Below are 22,262 nucleotides of genomic sequence, written 5' to 3' on the forward strand. Positions count from 1 at the left end.
TGTCACAGAAATACGCTTGTGTGCCAAAAACGGCCGATGTGGATGTTAGCGCAATCATAAGCAGTTGCGAGCGGAAATATTGCTGCGTAGAAACACCGTCGAGGCATCGCTGCGAATGACAGCGGCCAAATGGGGGGATTTACGAATGGCGACTTCGTCGACCGCGTCTGCACCTGAATTCGGATTTCGTGGCTACGGCAAGTGGCTAAAGAGTGGCGCGTCGGTCGGCGCGCTGTGTGCGTTCTCGCTCGCGGCACCCGCGTTCGCGCAGACCGGCTCGGCAAGCGGCCAGGGTACGGTCGGCACCGCCACCAGCACCGCGCAGCCGCAGGACGGCCCGACCGCCGGCGCGCAGGCCGGCCAGCCTGCCGACGTCGGCACCTCGGAAGTCGAAGCCAATGGCGACGACATCGTCGTCACCGGCATCCGCCAGAGCCTTGCCAACGCGCAGGCGATCAAGCGTAACGCCGACACAGTCGTCGACGCGATCACCGCGCAGGACATCGGCGCACTGCCCGATCGCTCGGTTACCGAAGCGCTGCAGCGCGTCCCCGGCGTGTCGATCAACCGCTTCGCCGGTTCGAACGACCCCGATCACTTCTCGGTCGAAGGCTCGGGCGTCGTGGTCCGCGGCCTGAACTTCGTCCGCTCCGAATTCAACGGTCGCGACGCGTTCGCCGCCGGTGTCGGTGGTCAGGCGCTCAACTTCGCCGACGTTCCCGCCGAGCTGCTGGGTTCGGTCGAGGTCTACAAGAACGCGACGGCCGACCTGATCGAAGGCGGCCTCGCCGGCACGGTCAACCTCAACACCCGCAAGCCGTTCGACAATCCCGGCTTCCATATCGGTGTCGATGCCGAAGCCAATTATGGCGACTTCCGCAAGAAGTGGACGCCGACGGGTTCGCTGCTGCTGTCGGATACCTGGGACACCGGCGTGGGCCGCTTCGGCCTGCTCGGCAGCGTATCCTATTCCCGCCTGAAGAGCCGCGCGGACGGCATCCAGGTCACCAACTATCAGACTCGCGACAACACCTTCGCTCAGTCGGGCACGCTGAATGCGGGCACGGCGATCCCCCTGGTTTGCCGCAACCCCTTGCCGAGCGGCACCGACACCGTGACGTTGCCGCCCGCTAACGCACTGTGCGGCGCCACCGGCGCCGCTGGTGCCGACGGCTTCTCCGACTTCCTGGCGAATGCCTATGCGCCGATCGGCGGCCAGTTCCGCAGCCAGGATTTTGATCGCAAGCGTCAGGGTATCGCAGTTGCCGCGCAGTGGGAGAGCACCGACCAGCGCACCACCGCGACGGCACAGTATTTGCGATCGCACTCCACGCAGTCGTGGGGCGAGCACACCTTCGAGACCGCACCGGATCTCTCGGAATACAACACCTATCCTGCCGGTTGTCAGCAGAACCAGAACGGATCGCCTCGGATCGACGATTCGACGACGACGCCGATCACGACCAGCAATCCCGGCACCCGTGCCGAGTGCCCGGTCGGTTCTCTGCAAAACTATGTTTATGACGATGATGGTCTGTTCCAGAGCGGCATCATCACCCTGCCGGGCGCCGGCTGGCGGACCGCGGGCAGCGGCAGCGCGACCACGACGGTTCCGACCGGTGGCATCCAGCAGTCGCTGTCGCGTCGCGGCGTTTATGAATCCAACACCGTCGAGGATTACGGCTTCAATCTGAAGTTCAACCCGACCGAGAAGCTGTCGATCAACCTCGACGCCGACTATACGAAGGCCGACCGCACCCAGCGGGACTTCTCGGTCTTCAATTCCACCTTCGCCGATCAGGAACTCGACACGACGGGCAAGCTGCCTGTTGTCATCCCGCATCGTCCGCTCACCTTGGCCGCCGCTTGGGCCGCTCCGAGCATCTATGCCGGACAGGACGATGCCACCTACTTCCAGGATCCGCGCGCGACCTTCTATCGTGCGGCGATGGATCACTTCGAGGAGAGCGCCGGCAGCGAGTATCAGGTCAAGGCGGACGCGACGTACAAGTTCGACGACGGCTCGTTCCTGAACCGCGTCAAGTTCGGCGCGCGCTATGCGGAGCGCCAGCAGACGGTAAAGTACACCGCTTACAATTGGGGAGCGATCAGCGAAGTCTGGTCGGGCGCGCCGGTCACGATCGCCCAGGGTGGCGTCGAGAATGCGGAATTCTACAAGTTCCCCAACTTCTTCCGCGGCGACACGCCCGGTCCGATCGGTGGCTATTATTACGGTGCCAACCCGCTCGACAATTACGACAAGACGGTCACCGACGTTCAAGCCCTGAACGATCTGTGGCGGTCGGCCAACGGCGCAACGGCAAGCAACCGCTTCGTCCCGGCGGCTGGTCGTGACGGGACCGTGAACGGCAGCTATTACCTTCCTGGCGAGATCCAGACGGTCAATCAGCAGGACGTCAACGCTTACGGCATGCTGAACTTCGGATCGCAGGATCCGCTGTTCGGCCCGGTTCGGGTCAGCGGTAACATCGGTGTGCGCTATGTTCACACCTCGATCAGCTCATCGGGAGCCTTCGCGCTGCCGACCCGTGCGGCGTTCGGTATTACCGATCCGTTCACCACGCGCTGCGTGGCCAGTGTTCCCGCCGGTGCACCCGCCGGAACACCCGCACAGGTCCCTGGCGGGATCTGTCGTCTCGGTGCGGCGGGGTATGGTGCGCTTCAGCAGTTCGCCACGGGCGCGATCACGCCGGACGTGGCACGGACCGACTATACCTATTGGTTGCCTAGCGCGAACCTGAAGCTCGGCTTGTCCGACGAACTGATCATGCGGTTCGCCGCGTCGAAGGTGCTGACCCGTCCGGATGCGGCCAACATCCGCAACTACCAGACTTACAGCACCGATCCTTCGAGCGGCACGCCGACGGCGACGTCGGGTAATCCGTTCCTGAAGCCGGCGACGGCATGGCAGTTCGACGCCACGCTGGAATGGTATTTCGCCCGGGTCGGGTCGCTGACGTTCGACGCCTTCTACAAGGAAGTGAGCAACTTCTTCTATCAGTCGATCGCTTCGCGTAACGTCACCAGCAACGGAGTCACCCAGTCGGTGCAGTTCCGGTTCCCGGAAAACTTCACGGGCAAGGGCAAGATCAAGGGCTTCGAAGTCGCCTATCAGCAGACGCTCGACTTCTTGCCCGGTTTGCTGAACGGCTTCGGCATCAATGCCAACTACTCGTATATCGACAGCAGCGGCCTGCCCAATTCGTTCCTCAACACGGGAAGCCCGCAGCCGACTTCGACCATTCCGACGGGCGACCTGCCGTTCGAAGGCTTGTCCAAGCACAACGTCAACGCGACGGTGTTCTACGAAAAGGGGCCGGTCTCGCTGCGTGCGGCGTACAACTGGCGGTCGAAGTATCTGCTGACCGCAGCCGACGTGATCTTCCCGTACACGTCGATCTTCCAGGACGACACGGGGTCGCTCGATGCGTCAGCGTTCATCAACGTCAACAAGTGGATCAAGGTGGGTGTGCAGGGCGTCAACCTGACCAACACCGTGACCAAGACCCTGCAGGCTTATACCGGCGATCCGGGCAAGCTCGCACCGCGTTCCTACTTCATGAACGATCGTCGTTACTCGTTCATCCTGCGCGGCAACTTCTAAAGCCGGACGGGCGATCTCCGCCCGATCGATCGGGGGCGCGTTCGGCACGGTCGAGCGCGCCCTTTTCTTTTCCGGCATGGCACCGGCGGGGTGATGATGGCGGGCGACGGAGCAAGACCGATGGCGGCACGCAGCGGGACCAGCCTGGCCGGTCACCGCAGCGCTCGCTTGTCGCACAGCCTGTCGGGCACCAATTCGGTGCGGACCGGCGACTACAACCAGCGCACGGTGCTGAACGCGATCCGGCGGGCGGGGGAGACGACGCGGACCAAGCTCGCCGCGCAGACCGGGCTCAGCACGCCGACGGTGGTCGGCATCGTCACCCGGTTGGTCGAACTCGGGCTGGTCGTGCCGCTCGACAAGATCCGCGGGCGGCGCGGCCAGCCGGCGAAGCGGATGGGGGTCGCTGCGGACGGCGCCTATGGGGTCGGGCTGAACATCGATCGCGACCATCTGACGCTCGTGGTGGTCGATCTCGCCGGCGATGTTCGCTGGCGCCGCACCGTCGAGACCGCATTCGCCTTGCCCGATGCGGTGGTGACCTTCGCCGGCGAAGCGGTGGCGGCGGCGCTGGCGGAGACCGCGATCGACCCGGCGCGCATTCTCGGCATCGGTGTCGCGGTGCCCAACGACCTCGGCCGCATCGTGCTGCCGTATCAGCCAGCTGATTATGACGGGTGGGATTACGCCGATCTGCCCGCGATGTTCGCGGCGTTCGGCTGGCCGGTCTATGTCGACAACGATGCCGCGGCGGCGGCGATGGGCGAAGCGCAGTCGGAGGTGGCGTTCGAGGAAGCGAGCTTCTTCTATCTGCTGGTCAGCGCCGGCCTGGGCGGCGGGCTGGTGATCGACCGGACCTTCTATCGCGGCGCCACCGGTCGCAGCGGCGAGATCGGGTTGATGCCCGACGACGGCAGCGGCGGACCGACGGTGCAGGACGTCGTCTCGATCAGTGCGTTGCTCGATCGGCTTGAGGCGGCGGGCCTTCCACGCGATGTCGACGACGCGCTGGCCGACGCTATGTCGGTGATTGACTTGTGGATCGACGACGCGGTCCGTACCCTTACCGCGCCGCTGATCGCGGTGACGTGCCTGATGAACCCGGCAGCGGTGGTGATCGGCGGGCGATTGCCGCAGCAGCTGATCGAGCGGCTGGCGAGTGGGCTCCGCGACACGATCGATCGGGCCGACCTGCCGTTCTCGCCGATCGTCAGGCCGGCGGCGATGGCCGATCACGCGCCGGCGCTGGGTGCCGCGATCATCCCGTTCCTCGATCGGCTGCTGCCGTCCGACTCGATCCTGATCAAGCCTGACGACGCGCGTCAGTCGACGTCGGAATCGGCGCCGATCGGCGCACCGAGCTTGCGCGCGACCCGCGCCACTTCCTCGTCGGAGGGGGGCGTGGGCAGCTCCTCGCCGGGCAGGAGCGCGTCGTCGGGGATCCCGGGCGCGGTGCTCCCGATCGGCTCGTCGATGGCGCGTTCGTTCGCGCCGTCGGTGATCTTCTCTCGTGCTGGCATCGACGCCTCCTCATCGGATCGAACAGTCACAACGTCCGAGGTCGCGGATCGGCGCCGCGGCACCTGACACCACCGGCATAGGAGACGAGCATGGCGATACGATATCGGACGATCCTGGCGGCGATCGCGATCGCGACGACCGCAGCGTCGAGCGTCGGCACCGCGCAGGATGCGCCCGCGACCCCGACCACGGTGGAGCTATGGCCGAACGGTGCGCCCGGTTCGGCAGCGCGACGCGGCGAGGCGGAGGTCGCGCAGGATTATTGGGTGCGCAACATCCATCGGCCGTCGCTGACGATCTTCAGGCCCAAGCTTCAACAGAACGGCGCCGCGATCGTCGTCCTCCCCGGTGGCGGCCACCGTATCGTGGTCTACACCACCGAAGGCACCGCGGTCGGCCGCGCCCTGAACCGCTACGGCGTCACCGTCTTCGTGCTCAAATACCGGCTCGCGCGCGAGGAGGGATCGACCTACTCGATCGAGGGCGACGCCGCAGCCGACGCGCGGCGCGCGATCCGCTGGGTGAGAGCGCATGCCGCCGATTATGGCGTCGATCCGCACCGGTGGGGGTGATGGGCTTCTCGGCGGGCGGGGAGCTGGTGTCGATGATCGCGGACAATAAGGACGCGCGCGCCACCAAGCCGGTCGACGCGGTCGATCGGCAGAGCGCGCGACCAGACTTCCAGGCGCTGGTCTTTCCGGGACCGCTGGGCATCCCCGCCGACGCGGTCGCCGATGCGCCGCCCGCCTTCCTGGTCGCTGGCACGCTCGACGAATGCTGCGCGAAGCCTGCGGTGGCACTCTACGAGCAGTTGCGGGCGGCCAAGGTGTCGGCGGAGCTGCACATGTATGCGGGGTCCGGACATGCGTTCAACCTCGATGAGTCGAACCGCATCTCGATTATTCATTGGCCCGATCGGCTGGCGGACTGGCTCGCCGACGAGGGCTGGCTGTCGCCGCGGCCGTCGGCTGCAAAGGGTCGATGACAAGCGGCAGGCGACCGGATAGAGCCGCGGCGTGACCCTGTATCGGCTGACTTGTGGCGCGACGGCGATCGCCTGCGTTGCGTTCGTCGCGGCGCCCGCGGCTGCGCAGCAGCAGGACGAGCAGGCGTGGTTCCAGGTCAACACCAACGTCCCGATCACCGACGATTTCCGCGTCACGCTCGAACAGATCGCGCGGTTCGGCGATCGGCAGGGCGGGCTGTTCCAGACCGAGTTCGGCGGCATCCTGGGCTACCGCGTCACGCACGGGATCGAGCTTGGCGTCGGCTATCGCAAGGTCGGGTCGCACAATCGCAATTCCGCCGCCGACGAGGACAGGCTGCGCCAGCACATCGTCGCGACCTTCGGGCCGTTCCTGGGGCGCCTGCGCCTGGACGAACGCTTCAACCCGCGCGGCAGCGAAGTCGGGTTCCGGCTACGGCCGTTGATCCGCTACAATCATCGGCTGGGCGACAGGGGCTATGCGCTGTTCGTCAGCCACGAAAGCTTCATCCTGCCTAATTCGACGCGCTGGGGGCAGCTTCACGGTTATGAGCGGATGCGCAACATCGTCGGCGTCACGGTGCCGTTCAGCAAGCTGGTCAGCGCCGATGTCGGCTATCTCAACCAATACAGGACCGCGCGGGCCGGCGCGCGCGCGCAGATGGATCATGCGATCACGGTTCAGCTGACGATCAACGTCGCACAGCATCACGCGCCGAAGGCCGACGACTGACGCCGCGCCGGAACGGCAGCGACGCGATCGAATAGAGGCACAGGAGCACGCCGACCGCGGTGTAGCCCCAGAAGCTCGGCGGTCGGCGCATCCTCGTCACTGCTGCGCGGCCCGTGCCTTGCGGACCATCTCGTTGAGCGCGGTCGCAGCCTCGTCGAACCGGCCTTCGGCCTCGGCGAAGCGGAGGTTGTGAACGCGCTCGACCAGGATTTCGCGCGGGGTCGGCTGCTGGTCGAACAGCGCCATCAATTCTTCGATGAACTCCTCCAGTGGCTGGTAACCCTGGCGGGTCGATTGGCCCGGGGTGAGATCGGTCTGTACCGCGGGCGGCGCCAGCTCGATGACCTCGACGCGGTCGCGGAGCGCGTCGCGCAGCGAGACGGTGTAGGAATGCAGCGCCGCCTTGGTCGCGCAATAGGTTGCGGTCGCGGTCATCGGCACGAAGGCGAGGCCCGAGGTGACGTTGACGATCGCCGCATCGGCCTGCGCGGCGAGCTGATCGATCAGCGCATCGATCAGGCGGATCGGCCCGAGCAGGTTGGTGGTGACCGTCGCCTCGGCATCGGCGAGGTCGCGCGCGGCGCCGATATCCTCGTAGCGCATGATGCCCGCATTGTTGATCAGCACGTTGGTTGCCGGGAAGTCCGCGATCGCCCGGCGCGTGAAGGCGCCAATGTCGGTGGCATCGGCGATGTCGAGCGTCAGGCCGTGCATGTCGTCGCGCCCGGCGCAGGCGTGGTCGAGCGCGTCCTGGCGGCGCCCGGCGACGATCACGACATTGCCGCGATCGTGGAAGCGCTGCGCCATCGCCTCGCCGATGCCCGATCCGCCGCCGGTGATGAGGATGGTGTTGCCGCTGCGCTTCATCGATGTCGCTCCTAATGTCGTGTCGCCGATGTACGATGCCGCGGACGAATTGAAAGGAGTCAGGCGGGCGGTGCGAGCATCTCCTGCGCGCGGGCGCGTCGACGGCGGGCGTGGGCATCCTCGACCTCGTTCGGCATCACCACGGGCACGGTCAGGCACAGGCTCTGAGTTGGCAGCACGTTGCGCCACTGTTCGATCAGCTTCTTGTACGCGACGCCGACCGGCCGGATGTTGCGATCAAGATCATAGAGGCCGAGCGGATTGACGTTGCCGTTGGTCTCCCGCAGCGCGCTGTCCCAATCGACCTGGTCGGTCAGCGAATACCAGGTGAAGCCGACCATCGGCACGCCGTCGTTGCGCACCCGCAGGACGTTGGCCCATTCCTTCCACAACCAGTCGACCGCCTCAGTGCCGCGCGGGCCCTGCACCAGGTTGGTTTCGGTGTGCATGACCGGCAGCCGGTAGCGGTCGTGATATTGCCGCGTGATCTCGCTGTAGCCGAAGATCTCCCCCGACGACCGTGTCGCCCCGTCGGCGGCGACGCGGTGTTCGTTGGTGATGTAATAATCATTGCCCATGATGCAGTGCTGCTTCAGCCGGTTGTGCATGAAGAAGTGATACTCGTCGCGGGTCATGCCGTTGTCGGTGAGGTATTCGTACATCTCGGAATCGACCCGCCGGCCATAGTTGAGATCGAGCGATAGGAAGCGTTGCGAATTCATGATTTCCGCCGGGCGGATCGCCGCGGGGGATTCGGCGTGGAAATATTCCGAGGACTCGCTCTGGACGAAGATCGCGTCGGGCCTGATCTCCAGGATCGCGCGCATCGCGAGCACGTTGGCCTTTACGATGTGCTTCAGCGCGGTGACGAACGCCTGGTCGCTGCTCAGCTGTTCGTTCCACCAGCCATAGCGCGCCGAAAAGGTCGCGCAGATGAACATCTCGTTGACCGGCGTGTAGATCTGCACCCAGGGGAAGCGTTCGGCAAAGGCGCGCGCATAGGTACCGAAGCGGTCGGCGAAGTCCGGGTTCTGAAAATTGCCGAGCCATTCGGGAATGCCGAAATGGCAGAGGTCGACGATCGGCACGAGATTGCGGCGGCGGAGCTCCGCGAAGGCGAGGTCGGCGAACTCCCAATCATATTTGCCGTCGGCCAGCCAGGTCTTGTGGATCGGCGGGCCGTAGCGGAGGAAGCCGATCCCCATCTCCTCGACCAGTTCGAAATCGCGCCGCCAATGCTTGTAGTGGCCGCAGCTCTCCATCTCGTCGACGCGGGTGCGGCCGTCATGGATCATCGGCACGCTGTTCTCGATGCCGGTCGCGAACATGAAGTTGGTCATTACTTGGCCTTGGCGCCGGACCAGAAGCGCACATAGTCGACCGCCATCCGCTGCGGCAGCGCGGCCTCGTCGATCCCCTTCGCACCGCCCCAGTCGCCGCCGACCGCGACGTTGAGGATCATCTGGTAGGGGCGGGTGAACGGCCACGCGGCGGCCCCGCCCGGCTGATCGTTCGCGACCCGCATATAGGCGCGGTCGTCGATCCCGATCAGGATCGCGTCGGGTCGCCATTCGAGCTGGTAGCGATGGAAGTCGGTACAGGCGGTCGCGACGGTGATCTGGGCGCCGCGCTGGGTCTTCTTCGCGTGGTTGAACTTTTCGGTGTGCAGCGTCGCGTGGACGACATTGGGATCCCAGCCGACCATCTCCATGATGTCGATCTCGCCCGACGCGGGCCACGGGCCGCTCGCCGGCAGCATCCAGATCGCCGGCCAGGTGCCACGGCCGCAGGGCAGCTTCGCGCGTACCTCGTAGAAGCCGTAGCCGAACGATGCGCGACTGACGAGCTTGGCGGCGGTGTAGGCCTGACCGCCCCAATCGGCGGCGCGCGCCTTGTAGAGCTTCTCCGCGCGCGCTTCGATGACCAGCGATCCGGCCGCAAGCGTCGCGTTGTCCGGGCCGTAATATTGGCGTTCGTTGTTGTACCACCCCTCGGCATTGCGTGACGTGTCGAACAGCCACTTGCCGGTATCGACCCGCGTCCCGTCGAACTCGTCGGCAAAGGTCGGCTTGCCCGTGGGCGCGGCGATCGGCGTGTCGACGCGGTGGTCGGTCGCACCGAGCGTCGTTTGTGCCTCGGCGACCTGTGCGGCCAGCATCATCAGCAACATCGTCCTACTCCCTGTCGGTTGGTCCGGTCATCCGCGCGGCTGCGCGGCGATCCAGTCGGCGATCTTGCGTTCGAGCACCGGCATCGGCATCGCGCCGGCGTCGAGCACAGCGGCATGGAACGCGCGCGGATCGAAGCGGGCGCCGAGCGCCGCCTTCGCCTGCGCCTTCAGCCGCAGGATGGTCAGTTGGCCGATCTTGTAGGCGAGCGCCTGACCCGGCATCGCGATGTATCGTTCGACCTCCGCGGTGGCGTCGGTCTTCGGCATCGGCGAGTTGGCGAGCATGTAGTCGATCGCGCGCTCGCGGCTCCAGCCCTTGGCATGAAGCCCGGTGTCGACCACCAGCCGCATCGCGCGCAGCATCTCGTCGTTGAGGCCGCCCATCCGCTGGTACGGGTCGGTCTCGACGCCTAGCTCGCGCCACAGGCTCTCTGTGTAGAGCGCCCAGCCTTCGACATAGGCGGTGTTGCCGCCGAAGCGGATGAACGCGGGCAGGGCGGTGTTCTCCTGCGCCAGACTCACCTGGAAATGATGCCCCGGCACCGCTTCGTGCAGGTAGAGCGTCTCCATGCCCCACAGATAGCGGCTCGGCAGGTCGTAGGTGTTGTAGTAGAACACCCCCGGCCGGCTGCCGTCCGGCGTGCCGGCGTCGTACGATCCCGCCGCAGCGGATTTGGCGCGGAACTCAGGCACCGGACGGATTTCGAGCCGGGTCTTGGGGACGAGCGAGAACTGTTCGCGGACGCGCAGGTCGATGCGCCGGCCGATCGCCTCGTAGCCGAGCCGAACCTCTTCGGCCGATTTCGGCTGAAAGCGTGGATCGGTGCGCAAATTGTGGAAGAAGTCGGGCAGGGTGCCGGTAAACTTCACCGCCGCCTTCTGCGCCTCCATCTCGCGCAGTATCCGCGCCACTTCGTTCAGACCAAGCTGGTGGACATCGTCGGGTTTGAGCGGCAGCGTGGTGTTGCTCTCGATCCGGTAGGCGTAATAGTCCGCGCCGCCGGGCATCGCCGACAGCCCGACCGCGTCGCGCGCCTTCGGCAGGTATTCACTGGCGAGGAAGTCGCGGATCTTGCGGTGCGCAGGGTTGATGACGTCGCGGATCTGCGCGGCGTAGGCGGCCTTCAACGTCGCCTGGTCGGCGGCCGGGATCGCCGCCGGGAACTTGGCAACGGGCTGGTAGAAGGTCGATCCTTCGACGCCCTCGGCGAGCAGATTGTCGAACTGTTCGATCATGTTGCGCACGATCAGCTTCGGCAGGACAATGCCCTGCGCCATGCCGGTGCGGAAGCGCGCGATCACCCGGTCGTACATCGCGGCATAGCCTGCGTTGCGGGTAAGGTTGTTGCGGTAATCCGCGAGCGTCTTGAACGGCGCCGCGCCCTTGCCCGACGCGAAATCGGGGTAGCTGGTCTGCAAGCCGTTCATATGATCGATCGGCATCGCGCGCCTGATCTTGAGGATCGCGGGCGAGAAGGCGCGCAGCCCGACCGTCTGTTCGTTGCGGAACACGTCATAGGCGACGCGATCGACCGGGGTCAGCTTGGCGCGATCGATCCGGGCTAGGGTGGCGAGATCGTCTTCGAGGCCGCGGCGCTGCTGTTCGTCGCGAATATCGGTGAGGTAATCGCCGAAGCGGTCGGCATAGCGCAGGTCGCCGCGATAGATCGCGTCCATCGGATCCAGCTTCAGCCCACGCTCGTCGCTGTCGCTAAACAGCTGCTTCAGCCGCGCATCCTCGGCGCTGTCGCGGGGCAGCGGCGCGGCGGGGCCGGGCGCCTGCGCCAAGAGGGCGGCGGCGGGCGCGGCGAACGACAGGAGCACGGCGGCGATGGTCAGGCGCATGGATTCTCCGGATGGGTGAGGCGGCTTCCATCGGTCTAGCAGCGGCATCGGCAGGCGGGAACCACGTCCGCGCATCGAACGGCCCCGCCAAGCGGATGATTGCGCAGGCGAACTAATCATGCGCGACGAATCGCGATGTGCCGCGTTATGACGCTCGTGCTCGTGCGTAGCGGGCGGCTAATAGGGAGATTGCAATGGCACGGTCGGCGGAAAAGCGCGGCAAGGATGAGACGGCGGCAGCGGAGAAGAAGGTCAAGTCGACCGGCAAGCCCGCAGGCGGCGCCCGCGGCGGCATCACCGCCCCGGTAACTCCTTCCGAAGACCTGGCCTCGATCGTCGGCAAGGACGACCTGCCCCGCAGCGAGGTGGTCAAGAAGGTCTGGGACTACATCAAAAAGAACGACCTGCAGGATGCCAAAGACCGGCGCCAGATCAACGCAGACGACAAGCTGGAGAAGATTTTCGGCAAGAAATCGGCGAGCATGTTCGAGATGAACAAGCATCTCAGCGCGCATCTGACTGCGCCCAAGAAGTAAGTGTGGCGGGGGGAGGGGGCCGCGAGGGCGCGCTTACCTCCCCCACCTGCGCATTGCGGCAGCCTAGCGTAGCGGGGTCTTCCCGGAAGCAGCGCCGCCCTAATCCTCCCCCTCCTCGGGCGCAGCCTGCTCGATCAATCCCAGCACCTTCGCGATCAGCACCGCCATCGCGTCGCGCGCCTGCTCGGCATCGCGGCGCAGGATCGCGTCGTGGACGCGCTGGTGATCCGCGATGCTGGCGGAGCGGCCCGACAGCCGGTTGGTGAAGCGGATCGAGGTACGGAGCGCGGTGGAGACGACCGCGCGGAATTGCTGGAAGAACGGGTTGTTCGACGCCTGCAGGATCGCAACGTGGAACGCGATATCCGATTCCAGCGCGTCGTCGTCGCCGCGATCTGCCGCCAGCATCCGGTCGAACCCCGACCCGATCGCGGACAGCTGTGCCTCGCTCGCGCTGTGGGCGGCGAGCGCGCAGGCGGCGGGTTCGACGGCGATGCGCAACTCGCTGAACCGGCGCAGCAGCGTCAGCGAGGATTTTCGCTCGAGCAGCCAGCGCAGCACGTCGGTGTCGAACAGGTTCCACGCCTCTTGCGGGCGCACGAAGGTTCCCTGCTTGGGACGTGCCGACAGCAGCCCCTTTGCGCCAAGCATCTTCACCGCCTCGCGCGTCACCGACCGGCTGACCCCGTGCTGCTTGACGATCTCCGCCTCGGTCGGGAACGGCCGGTCGGTATAGTCGCCGACGATGATCGCGCGGCCGAGCACCTCCTGAAGCCCGAAGGTCAGGTTGCGCCCGAGATCGCCGCGGACCGGCGACGAATCAGCGCCGGCGTGCACGGCGCGGTTCGGGCTGCACGCTGTCGACCGTCGGCACGACCCCCTTGGGCGCGGCGGCGAGGCGGCGGATCAGCGACGTCTCCGCCTCGCGATACGGCGTGCCGTCGTTGCGAAACACCTCGTGGAACCAGATCGTCGGCTCCGCCAGCACATAGGGCTTCTGCCAGCTGTCCCACGGCAGTCGCGTCTGGGTACGGCCGTCGACGAAGCCCCAGTTCATCATCCCGATGTTGTAGCGCTTGGCGATCGGCAGCGATCCGTCGAAGGTCGATCCGTTGCCGCGCGCCATATATTCGGTGCAGATCACCGGGCGCCTGTACGGCAGCAGCTGCTTGACGCGACGTTCGAAGATCTCCGGCCAGCTGTAATCGTGGAAGGTGATGACGTCGGACTGGGCGAGCTGCAGCTTCTCCATCGGTGAGCTCTTGCCCCCCGGCGTCCAATCCTCGCCGATCCACACGCCCGACGTCAGCGGTTGCGACGGATCGGCGTCGCGCGCCCAGTCGAACACCTGCACCAGCAGCGCGCGGACCAGCGGCTCCTTGCCGTCCTGGCCCTTATATTGATCGGCACCGTTGTCGGGCTCGTTCCACAGGTCCCAGCCGAGCACGCGATCGTCGGTCGCGAACGCGCCGATCACGCCCTGTACATAGGCCTTGTACGCCGGGTAGCGCGATCGATCGCGCAGGCCGGGCATGCCGGGGCTCTGCACCCAGCCCGAATTGTGGACGCCGGGGATCGGCGGATGCTGCGGTCCCAGCTTGGGATCGGGATCCCAGCAGCTGTCGAACAGCACGAACAGTGGCTTGATGCCGTGCGCCTTGGCGATCGTCAGGAACTCGCCGATGCGGCGCTTGAAGCCCTCCGGATCCTGCTGCCAGAGCTGATCGTGGAGGAACACGCGCATGGTGTTCATGCCGATGCCCTGCGCGAGCCCCAGCTCATAATCGATGCGCTTCGGATCCCAGGTCGCGGCCTGCCACATCTCGAGCTGGTTGATCGCGGTGGCGGGGGCGTAGTTCGATCCGACCAGCCAAGGCTGGCGATCGTACCAGGTCGTCGCCTGCGCCTCGGTCCAACGCGGGCGGGCGTCCGCGGGGAGCGCGGCAAGCGCGGTGGCGGCGAGGAGGAGATAGCGGAAAGGCTTCATCGGTCAGCGCTCCGTGAACAGCTTGTAGACCATGGTGTTGCGATAGGTCTGGCCCGGATCGAGCCGCACCGAGGGGAAGTTCTTCTGGTTCGGCGCATCGGGGAAAAGCTGCGGCTCCATCACGATCGCATCGCCCATCCGGTAGATGTGGCCGCCCTTGCCGACGATCGTCCCGTCGAAGAAATTGCCCGAATAGAATTGCAGCCCGGGCTGGTTCGACCACAGCTCGAACCCGCGACCCGACACCGGCTCGACGACCCGCGCCATCAGATGCTGGGTTGGGGTCACCGCGTCGCCGATCACCCAATTGTGATCATAGCCGCGGCCATAGGCGATCTGCGGGTCGCGCCCGTCGCGCACCCGGTCTCCGATCGCGGTTGCCTTGCGGAAATCGAACACCGTGCCGGCGACGCTGACGTGCCGCCCGGTCGGGATCGAGGTCGCGTCGGTCGGCGTATAGCGCGCTGCGGGAATGGTCACGAGGTGACCCATCGCGCCGCGAGGCGAGCCGACCCCGGCGAGGTTCCAATAAGCGTGGTTGGAAATGTTGACGACGGTCGCGCGATCGGTGCTGGCGCGATATTCGATCGTCAGTTGGTTCTGTTCGTCGAGCGAATAGGTGGCGTAGGTGGTCAGCGTGCCGGGATAGCCCATGTCGCCGTCGGGGCTGACATAGCGCAGCGTCACCGATGCGGCGGGGCCGTCCTTCACCTCGGTGACCTCCCACAGCACCTTGTCGAAGCCCTTCGTGCCCCCGTGGAGCGAGTTGGGGCCGTTGTTGACGGGCACGTTGTACACTCGCCCATCGAAGGTGAAGCGGCCACCGGCAATGCGATTGGCCACGCGACCGACCGTCGCGCCGAAGAACTCGGGCTTGGTCAGATAGCCGTCGATCGTGTCGTAGCCGATCTGTACGTCGGCACGCTCGCCCGCCTTGTCCGGCATCGTCAGCGCCTGCAACGATGCGCCGAGCGCGATCACCGTCGCCGAGACGCCCTTGCCGTTGGTCAGCGTCACCGACGGCACGGTACGGCCATCGGGCATGCGGCCGAAGGTCGCGCGTTTGGCCTGCGCGGCGGCGGCAGGATCTGCGGCGGTCATCGCCCCGCTAGCGGCAAGCGCGGCCGCAATCATCAACGTACGTGACATCTACTCTCCCTTTCCGATTGTCTGTGATCCGACCGTCGCGGCGGTATCGCGCGTGGCGGCACAGGTCCGGCGCTTGCGGCATCGTCGACATCCGATCTCCCATCCGAAACCGGCTTTTTGCCGCATCCCGTCATCCCTTGCACGCCGGATCGACGGCGCCGCGCGGGTTTGCGCCGGTCGCCGAACCGATGTGCGTTCACCAACTTATGCCTGCGCGTCCATAAATCTTACAAATGCATGTTGATTGTTGCGTATGGTTCGTTTTAGCACGGCAGGCAATCGGAATACCGATGAACGAATTAGGGGAGAGACGATGAACATCCGGGCTATGTTGAACACGTCGGTGGCGACGCTGGCACTCGCGGCGGGCGCTCCGGCCTTCGCACAGGCAAGCGCCCCCGTGGCAGGCCAGGCGCAGGACCTGCCTAAGCCGGAGACGGCGTCGGACCAGAGCGCGAACCCCGCCGCGCCGGATGCGTCCGTTCAGGAAACCCCGGTCGAAGCGGGCGGCGACATCGTCGTCACCGGTCTTCGTCGCAGCCTCGAATCGGCGCAGGCGATCAAGCGCACCTCGGACGGCATCGTCGACGCGGTCGTCGCCCAGGACATCGGCAAGCTCCCCGATACCTTCGCGTCGTCGGCGTTGCAGCGCGTGCCGGGCGTCACCGTTACACGCGGCGGCGGCGAAGCGGCTGGCGTCACGGTGCGCGGCCTGCCCGATCTGACCACCACCTATAACGGCCGTCAGATCTTCACCGCCGAGGGTCGCTACGTCCAGATCCAGGATTTCCCGGCGGGTACGGTCGCAGCGCTCGAGGTCTACAAGGCGGGCACGGCCAATCTGATCGAAGGGGGCATCGCTGGCGAAGTCAATGTGCGAGGGCGCAAGCCCTTCGACTTCAACGGCTTCGAACTGTCTGGTTCGCTAAACGGCGTGCTGTCGCAGCAGTCGGAGAAGATCGTTCCCAACGGGAACCTGCTCGTCAGCGATCGGTGGAACACCGGCATCGGCGAAATGGGCCTGCTGCTCAACGTCTCCTATGTCGGCATCAACTTCCTCGATTCCTCGCGCGAGCAATCGGTGGTGATCGCGAGCACCAACGGGGTCAACGATCAGGGCGGCATCGTCAACAACGCGCCCGGCCAACCGGCGGGGCTGCGCTTTCCCGACGCGCAGGGTAACTTCCTTGGCTACGGCGCCCGGTATCGCCCGTCCGCCAATGCGGCGTTCCAGTGGAAGCCGACGCCGGAACTCGAAATCTATGCGGACGGCCTGTACCAGGGTTTCCGTTCGAAGGATTACAACCGCTGGATGTTCATTCCGAACTTCGGTGGCATCACCCTCACGGATGTCACGACCGTTTCGGGCACCAACCAGATCGCGTCGGCAACCGTCAGCGGCGCGGTCCGTCCCGACGGCTACACCGGCTCGTTCAACGGCAAGACCGACACCTATCAGGGCGGTGGCGGCTTCAACTGGACACGCGACAAGCTGACGATCTCCGGCGATATCGCGTACACCGACAGCAAATACACCGCCGATCTCGTCAACGTCGATTATGCGACCCGCGGCTCGCCGACGCACGTCTCCAACTTCGTCGTGTCCAAGGATCAGGATGGCGGGCCAGCGCAGAGCTTCGTCAACTATTCGATCGCCGACCCCGCCAACTTCGTCGCTCGTGGCCTGTACCAGGAGCTGACGGTGGTGAGCGGCAAAGATTGGCAGTCGCGGCTCGACCTCGCTTATGACTTGGACGCCGGGTTCCTGAAGCGGTTGCAGGTCGGCGTTCGCTATGACGACCGGGATGCCGCCCGTGACTTTGGGAACATCTACAATAACGTTCTGGTGCCTGCCTCTCCAACGGCGCCGGCGGTGTTCTTCGAGGATCGACAGATCCCGTTGACATCGCTGCCGGGCGCCGACGTTCGCAGCACCTTGCCAGGGTTCACCTACAACAATGCACAACCCAACGTCGCCTTTGCGGCGATGACTCGGGATAGCATTCGCGACAATCTGCCTGCATTGCGAAGCTTCTTCCTCGAACCCGCCGGCACGGTCGGCTTCGATCCGTTGCAGAACTTCCGCGCGAACGAGAAGTCTTACGCAGCCTATGCGCAGCTGAAATACGGCTTCGAAATCGGCGGCATCACGATCGATGGGCTTGCTGGCCTGCGCGCGATCAAGACCAAGACCCGCATTCGGGCATTCTCGAGCATCGACGGCGTCGTTCAACCTAGCTCGGCCGAGAACGACTATAATGATTATCTGCCCAATGGCAGCGCGCGTATCGCGTTCACCGACAAATTTCAGATGCGGCTTGCCTATACGAAGACCCGGACCAGGCCGAACTTCATCGATCTGCGACCGAACTTGTCGTTGGGGACGCCGCCGACCTTCCCGGCAGGAAGTCCTTGCCTGGATCCGAGCAGCGCGACCTACAATAGCCGTAACTGTGCACGGGGCGGATCGCAGGGTAATCCTGACCTCCAGCCGCTGACGTCGAACAATTACGATGCGAGCTTCGAATATTACTTCTCGCGCACGGGTTCGTTCACCGCGGCGGTTTTCCGCCACGACGTGAAGGGGTTCCTGGCGACGGTCAACAATGTCTCCCGCGACCCGACCTATGGCTTGATCGCGATCGATCAGCCGGTGAATCTCGGCAACACGCGACTGCAGGGCGCCGAGGTGTCGTTCACCAGCTTCCTCGACATCAATGGTCTGCCCGATTGGGCGAAGGGCTTCGGCGTTCAGGCCAACGGCACCTTCATCGATGCCAAGGGCGATCTCCAGCCGAACTTCGCGGCGTCGTACAACAACCAGCAGCAGCGCTTCCCCGGCGTGTCGAAATGGGCGTACAACATCATTGGGCTTTACGAGCGCCCGACCTTTTCGGCCCGACTGGCATATAATTACCGCTCGCGCTTCGTTTCCTACTATAGCTTCGAGACCTTCGACCCGATCGCGCATCCGACGAAGGAGCAGGGCCGCGGCCAGATCGACGCGTCGATGACGGTCACGCCTGTGCCGAACATCACGGTCGCCTTCGACATCGTCAATTTGCTCGGCAACCCGATCCAGCGTGATCGGGCGTACGACACCGGCGACGCGTACCGGCGGCAAGTGCTCTACATCGAGCGCGCCTATTCGCTCGGCGTGCGGTTCCGGTTCTGAGGCAGCCGATGTCTCGGACACGCCCTCGTTCGCTCCGGCGCGGTCTTGCCGTGCTGCTCGGGATTGCGCTCGCCACCACCGCGGTGGCGCGCAATCCCGAGTTCCAGGGTGCCGATCCGCATGCGGTGCTGATCGGCGACGAGCTGTGGGTGTTCCCGACCGGGGGCCCGGGCGGGAGCTGGGAGGCGGACCGGTTCGGCGCCTTTTCGTCGCGCGATCTGAAGACCTGGCGCAGCCGGGGCGAGGCGCTGCGGCGCGATCGCATCCGCTGGATCGGCGATGACGGAGCGCGCGACCACTTCCTGTGGGCGCCAGGCGTCGCGCGGCGTAACGGCAAATGGTATCTCTATTACTCGGTCGGCCCGCAGAACCCGACCCCGAGCCGGATCGGCGTCGCGGTCGCCGATCGGCCGCAGGGGCCGTATCGCGACAGCGGGCGCCCGCTGGTCACTGGCGGAAACGGCTTCGAGGCGATCGACCCGATGGTCTTCGTCGATCCGCGCACCGACAAGGCATATCTCTATGCCGGCGGCAGCGCGGGCGCGACGCTCCGGGTGTGGGAGCTGAACCCGAACATGGTCGGGATCGCGCGTGAGGTGAAGGTCGATCAACCGCCGATGTTCACCGAAGGCGCGTTCATGCACGAGCGCGGCGGGATCTATTATCTGTCGTACAGCCACGGACGATGGAACGGTCCCGATTACTCGGCGCACTACGCCACCGCGCCGTCGCCGACCGGACCGTGGACGTATCGAGGCGCGATCCTGACCAGCGACGCGCGGCATCAGGGGCCGGGGCATCACAGCTTCGTGCAGGACACCGCAGGCGACTGGCTGATCGTTTACCACCGCTGGGAATCGCCGCCCGCCGACGCGCCGCTGAAGGGCGAGCGTCAGGTCGCGATCGATCGCGTCCGCTATGCCGCGGACGGCGCGATCCTGCCGATCGTGATGACCGACGGCGACGCTGCGCCGACCATGTCGAGCCGCTGAACGCTGGTATCTCCGCGCAGGCGGGGAGCAAGGCCGCTAGAACTTCGCGCCCGCCCTGATCCCGATCGTGCGGGGGGTAACCGGAACGATGTACGGCCGCTGGTAGCAGGAGCCGCACTGCTGGAAGCGGGTGATCTCCGCGCGTTCGTTCCAGACGTTCTGCGCGAACAGCTCGAAGGTGAAGTTGCCGGTCTCCGCGCCGATCGCGGCATTGCCGGTGGTGAAGCTGCGCAGCCGGCCGAGCGCTGCCGCCGGGTTGACCACATCGCCGGTGCCCGCCGAGTACACCGCGCTGCGGATGTCCGACGCGGCCGAACTCTGGTGCGCGACGAGGCCCTGGATGTAGCCGCGCGTGGTCGGGCCGAACGGCACGGTGTAGCGCGCGGTGCCGCTGACCTTGAAGCGCGGGGTGATCGGCAGCCGGGTGCCGGCGGGCGCCGATACGATATTGGGCTGCCCGCTCGCGATCAGGCCGTCGCAGACGTAATTGGCGCGCGCCTCTAGGCAGAGGTCCTGCCGGGTGGTCGCGTCGGTGTACGCGCCCGACGCGGTCAGCGTCAGCGGGCCGCTGCTGAGGTTGATGTCGCTCTCGATCCCGCGGATCCGGGCGTTGGGGCCGTTCTGGATGACGGTGAAGCTGTTCTCGCCGAGGAAGGCGAATTGGAACTTGTTCCAGTTCTGCTGGTACACCGCGCCATTCCAGCGGAGCAGCCCGCCCGCCAGCGTCGTCTTCCAGCCTACTTCGTAATTGGTGAGGAAGTCGGCGCCGTAATCCTGGACGTCGCCGCGGCGGTTGATCCCGCCGGGACGAAATCCGCGCGACCAGGTGCCGTAGAGCAGGACGGCGTCGGTAGGCTTCCAGGTCAGGTTGAGGCGATAGGTCGCGCCCTGGCCTTCGGTCTTCTTGGGATAGAGCTTGCCGCTCGCGAGCGTCGCGAGGTTGGTGCAGAAGCTGCCCTTCACCGCGGCCGGCAGGAATTGGTCGGTGTTGCCGCCGTCCAGATAGGCGTCACGGAACACCTGGCCGTTCTGCAGGTAACAGCCGGCGACACCGGTTCGCGACGAACCCGCGGCGTTGAACGGCGACGCGGTATACGGCCGGCCGTCGTCGGGATCGACGCCGGGATTGCGGCCGAAGCCGAAGAACCCGATCAGCGAATTGTCGTAGATGTAGGCGCGGCCGCCGCCGGTCACCGTCAGCGTCGGCAGCAGATCGAAGCTCGCCTCGCCGAACACCGCATAATCCTTGTCGACCCGCTTCTGCTGGGTCAGCCACAGCGTGCCCGGCGCACCGTTCACCGACACCTGCGCGCCGAGGTTCGGGATCGAGTAATCCTGGTGGATCAGGTTGCTCTGGCGCTGGTAGAAGGCGCCGGCGACCACCCGGAAGCGGTCCTCCGCCGGCGACGCGACGCGCAGCTCCTGGCTCATCTTGCGGAAGTGATCGGTGGCGAGGACGTTCTGCCGCGGGTCGATCGTGTTCCCGGCATTGTCCTGATAGTAGAAATAGCCCGACAGCCCTCCGACCGACGAATAGAGCGAGTCATAGGCCTCGGAATAATCGGTATAGTCGGATGACGATGCGGTGCGCCGATCGAGATAGGCGCCGGCATAGGTGACGTCCCAATTGCCGACCTTCCCCTCGATCGTCATTGCCGCCTGGACGAAGCGATCGCGGCGATATTCGGGGTAGAAGCGCTGGACGTCGAGATCGCCGACCTTGGGGTCGAAGCCGTAGCTGCCGTGGCTGCGCAGTTCCTGGTAGAGTACGGTCGGCGTCACCGTCCAGCTGTCGTCGAGATCGATCTTCAGCGCGGCGCGGCCGCCCCAGGTCTCGGTATCGTTGTAGTTCTTCTCGACGAAATCGTCGTTGTCGACGGTGATGCCGCCGATGAAGCTGCGCGTGCCGGGAACGTTGTCGATATAGCCGCCGTCGCGCTGGTAGAAGCCGACGAGGCGCAGCGCCGCGGCGCTCGACAGCGGCGCGTTGATCATGCCCTCCAGCTTGCCGCCCATGCCGCCGTCGGTGATGGTGTTGAGCTCGCCGTCGACGCGACCATAGAAGCTCGACGCGTCCGGCTTGTTGGTGATGATGCGGATCGTGCCCGCTTGGCTCGATGCGCCGTAGAGCGTGCCCTGCGGCCCCGACAGGCTCTCGATCCGTGCGACGTCGTAGATGTGGATGTCGAGCGTGCCGCCGATCGTCGTCACCGGCTGTTCGTCAAGATAGGTGCCGACCGAGGGCAGCGAGCCCGAATGGTTGCCGTCGCCGCCCGATGCGACGCCGCGCATATAGACGGTGGTGACGCCCGGCTGCGCGGTCTGGAACGCGACCGAGGGGAGCAGCTGGGTATATTCGTTGAAGTTCGAGATGTTGAGCTGATCGAGCCGTCGCGTGCCGATCGCCTGGATGCTGATCGGCACGTCCTGGATGTTCTCGTCACGCTTCTGCGCGGTGACGACGATGTCGTCCTGAATATCGGCGCGCGCGGTGTCGTCCGTCGGCGGGTTGCTGGTGGTCGCGTCCTGTGCCCAGGCCGGCGTCGCCGCGAACGCGGCGGAGGCGAGCAACAGCGCGACACAGCGGCGGTTGAACGTCATGACCATGTGATCCCCCGATCGTCTTTTAATCCGGGATCATGCTGGGTCGCCGCGCGATCAAGGTCAATCGGCGCAA

16 protein-coding genes are annotated in these 22,262 nt (G+C 65.6%); 8 read left to right on the forward strand and 8 right to left on the reverse strand.

Going from position 1 to position 22,262, the window contains the following annotated elements; all coding sequences use genetic code 11:
- The first annotated feature begins 145 nt into the window (after positions 1-145).
- The 5 genes from ACT009_RS01885 to ACT009_RS01905 all read left to right on the forward strand — a co-directional run bounded on the left by ACT009_RS01885 (position 146) and on the right by ACT009_RS01905 (position 6,864).
- Positions 146-3,625 (forward strand): TonB-dependent receptor, encoded by a 3,480-nt coding sequence (locus ACT009_RS01885; protein ID WP_445192711.1) that lies wholly within the window; start codon positions 146-148, stop codon positions 3,623-3,625.
- A gap of 120 nt (positions 3,626-3,745) precedes the next feature.
- Entirely contained in the window at positions 3,746-5,212 is a 1,467-nt protein-coding gene (locus ACT009_RS01890; protein WP_445192712.1) for an ROK family transcriptional regulator, read from the forward strand.
- Between the two features lie 23 nt (positions 5,213-5,235).
- The gene (locus ACT009_RS01895) at positions 5,236-5,718 is read left to right on the forward strand and encodes an alpha/beta hydrolase (RefSeq protein WP_445192713.1); all 483 of its coding nucleotides are present in this window, start codon (positions 5,236-5,238) and stop codon (positions 5,716-5,718) included.
- The gene (locus ACT009_RS01900) at positions 5,718-6,131 is read left to right on the forward strand and encodes an alpha/beta hydrolase (RefSeq protein WP_445193975.1); all 414 of its coding nucleotides are present in this window, start codon (positions 5,718-5,720) and stop codon (positions 6,129-6,131) included. The genes ACT009_RS01895 and ACT009_RS01900 overlap by 1 nt, the downstream gene beginning before the upstream one ends.
- A 31-nt stretch (positions 6,132-6,162) precedes the next feature.
- Positions 6,163-6,864 (forward strand): DUF2490 domain-containing protein, encoded by a 702-nt coding sequence (locus ACT009_RS01905; protein WP_445192714.1) that lies wholly within the window; start codon positions 6,163-6,165, stop codon positions 6,862-6,864.
- Between the two features lie 96 nt (positions 6,865-6,960).
- Here ACT009_RS01905 and ACT009_RS01910 read toward each other — a convergent pair whose 3' ends face one another.
- The 4 genes from ACT009_RS01910 to ACT009_RS01925 are packed head-to-tail and all read right to left on the reverse strand — an operon-like array spanning position 6,961 to position 11,746.
- Positions 6,961-7,731 carry an SDR family oxidoreductase gene (locus ACT009_RS01910; protein ID WP_445192715.1) on the reverse strand — a complete coding sequence of 257 codons (771 nt, stop codon included), beginning with the start codon at positions 7,729-7,731 and terminating at the stop codon, positions 6,961-6,963.
- A 59-nt stretch (positions 7,732-7,790) separates the two neighbouring features.
- Positions 7,791-9,071 carry a family 1 glycosylhydrolase gene (locus tag ACT009_RS01915; RefSeq protein ID WP_445192716.1) on the reverse strand — a complete coding sequence of 427 codons (1,281 nt, stop codon included), beginning with the start codon at positions 9,069-9,071 and terminating at the stop codon, positions 7,791-7,793.
- Positions 9,071-9,901: a glycoside hydrolase family 16 protein gene (locus ACT009_RS01920; protein ID WP_445192717.1), complete on the reverse strand. Its 831-nt coding sequence runs from the start codon at positions 9,899-9,901 to the stop codon at positions 9,071-9,073. Before ACT009_RS01920 ends, ACT009_RS01915 begins: the two co-directional genes overlap by 1 nt.
- 27 nt (positions 9,902-9,928) lie before the next feature.
- Positions 9,929-11,746 carry a DUF885 domain-containing protein gene (locus ACT009_RS01925; protein ID WP_445192718.1) on the reverse strand — a complete coding sequence of 606 codons (1,818 nt, stop codon included), beginning with the start codon at positions 11,744-11,746 and terminating at the stop codon, positions 9,929-9,931.
- Positions 11,747-11,940: 194 nt separating this feature from the next.
- Between ACT009_RS01925 and ACT009_RS01930 the strand changes: the two genes are divergently transcribed.
- Entirely contained in the window at positions 11,941-12,282 is a 342-nt protein-coding gene (locus ACT009_RS01930; RefSeq protein WP_445192719.1) for an SWIB/MDM2 domain-containing protein, read from the forward strand.
- Between the two features lie 99 nt (positions 12,283-12,381).
- Here the strand turns inward: ACT009_RS01930 and ACT009_RS01935 are convergent, their stop codons facing one another.
- From ACT009_RS01935 to ACT009_RS01945, 3 genes are read right to left on the reverse strand one after another with little or no spacing between them, the layout of a single operon-like run.
- Complete coding sequence (locus ACT009_RS01935; protein ID WP_445192720.1) at positions 12,382-13,119, reverse strand: FadR/GntR family transcriptional regulator; 738 nt, start codon at positions 13,117-13,119, stop codon at positions 12,382-12,384.
- The gene (locus tag ACT009_RS01940; RefSeq protein WP_445192721.1) at positions 13,103-14,269 is read right to left on the reverse strand and encodes a 1,4-beta-xylanase; all 1,167 of its coding nucleotides are present in this window, start codon (positions 14,267-14,269) and stop codon (positions 13,103-13,105) included. The genes ACT009_RS01935 and ACT009_RS01940 overlap by 17 nt, the downstream gene beginning before the upstream one ends.
- A gap of 3 nt (positions 14,270-14,272) precedes the next feature.
- The gene (locus tag ACT009_RS01945; protein WP_445192722.1) at positions 14,273-15,418 is read right to left on the reverse strand and encodes an aldose epimerase family protein; all 1,146 of its coding nucleotides are present in this window, start codon (positions 15,416-15,418) and stop codon (positions 14,273-14,275) included.
- A 313-nt stretch (positions 15,419-15,731) separates the two neighbouring features.
- On the opposite strand from ACT009_RS01945, the gene ACT009_RS01950 reads away from it, so the two are divergent.
- Positions 15,732-18,593, forward strand: coding sequence for a TonB-dependent receptor (locus ACT009_RS01950; protein WP_445192723.1), 2,862 nt, complete (start codon positions 15,732-15,734; stop codon positions 18,591-18,593).
- 50 nt (positions 18,594-18,643) lie between these two features.
- The gene (locus ACT009_RS01955; protein WP_445192724.1) at positions 18,644-19,585 is read left to right on the forward strand and encodes a family 43 glycosylhydrolase; all 942 of its coding nucleotides are present in this window, start codon (positions 18,644-18,646) and stop codon (positions 19,583-19,585) included.
- A 36-nt stretch (positions 19,586-19,621) separates the two neighbouring features.
- Here the strand turns inward: ACT009_RS01955 and ACT009_RS01960 are convergent, their stop codons facing one another.
- Positions 19,622-22,186, reverse strand: a complete 2,565-nt coding sequence (locus ACT009_RS01960; RefSeq protein ID WP_445192725.1) for a TonB-dependent receptor — start codon at positions 22,184-22,186, stop codon at positions 19,622-19,624.
- Positions 22,187-22,262: the final 76 nt, after the last annotated feature.

It is taken from the genome of Sphingomonas sp. Tas61C01 (assembly GCF_052567495.1).

Bases quoted from the DNA above. Each gene is read 5' to 3' on its own strand.
- ACT009_RS01885 (WP_445192711.1), top strand. From the start codon at position 146: ATGGCGACTTCGTCGACCGCGTCTGCACCTGAATTCGGATTTCGTGGC.
- ACT009_RS01890 (WP_445192712.1), top strand. From the start codon at position 3,746: ATGGCGGCACGCAGCGGGACCAGCCTGGCCGGTCACCGCAGCGCTCGC.
- ACT009_RS01895 (WP_445192713.1), top strand. From the start codon at position 5,236: ATGGCGATACGATATCGGACGATCCTGGCGGCGATCGCGATCGCGACG.
- ACT009_RS01900 (WP_445193975.1), top strand. From the start codon at position 5,718: ATGGGCTTCTCGGCGGGCGGGGAGCTGGTGTCGATGATCGCGGACAAT.
- ACT009_RS01910 (WP_445192715.1), bottom strand. From the start codon at position 7,731: ATGAAGCGCAGCGGCAACACCATCCTCATCACCGGCGGCGGATCGGGC.
- ACT009_RS01915 (WP_445192716.1), bottom strand. From the start codon at position 9,071: ATGACCAACTTCATGTTCGCGACCGGCATCGAGAACAGCGTGCCGATG.
- ACT009_RS01920 (WP_445192717.1), bottom strand. From the start codon at position 9,901: ATGTTGCTGATGATGCTGGCCGCACAGGTCGCCGAGGCACAAACGACG.
- ACT009_RS01925 (WP_445192718.1), bottom strand. From the start codon at position 11,746: ATGCGCCTGACCATCGCCGCCGTGCTCCTGTCGTTCGCCGCGCCCGCC.
- ACT009_RS01930 (WP_445192719.1), top strand. From the start codon at position 11,941: ATGGCACGGTCGGCGGAAAAGCGCGGCAAGGATGAGACGGCGGCAGCG.
- ACT009_RS01940 (WP_445192721.1), bottom strand. From the start codon at position 14,269: ATGAAGCCTTTCCGCTATCTCCTCCTCGCCGCCACCGCGCTTGCCGCG.
- ACT009_RS01945 (WP_445192722.1), bottom strand. From the start codon at position 15,418: ATGTCACGTACGTTGATGATTGCGGCCGCGCTTGCCGCTAGCGGGGCG.
- ACT009_RS01950 (WP_445192723.1), top strand. From the start codon at position 15,732: ATGAACATCCGGGCTATGTTGAACACGTCGGTGGCGACGCTGGCACTC.
- ACT009_RS01960 (WP_445192725.1), bottom strand. From the start codon at position 22,186: ATGACGTTCAACCGCCGCTGTGTCGCGCTGTTGCTCGCCTCCGCCGCG.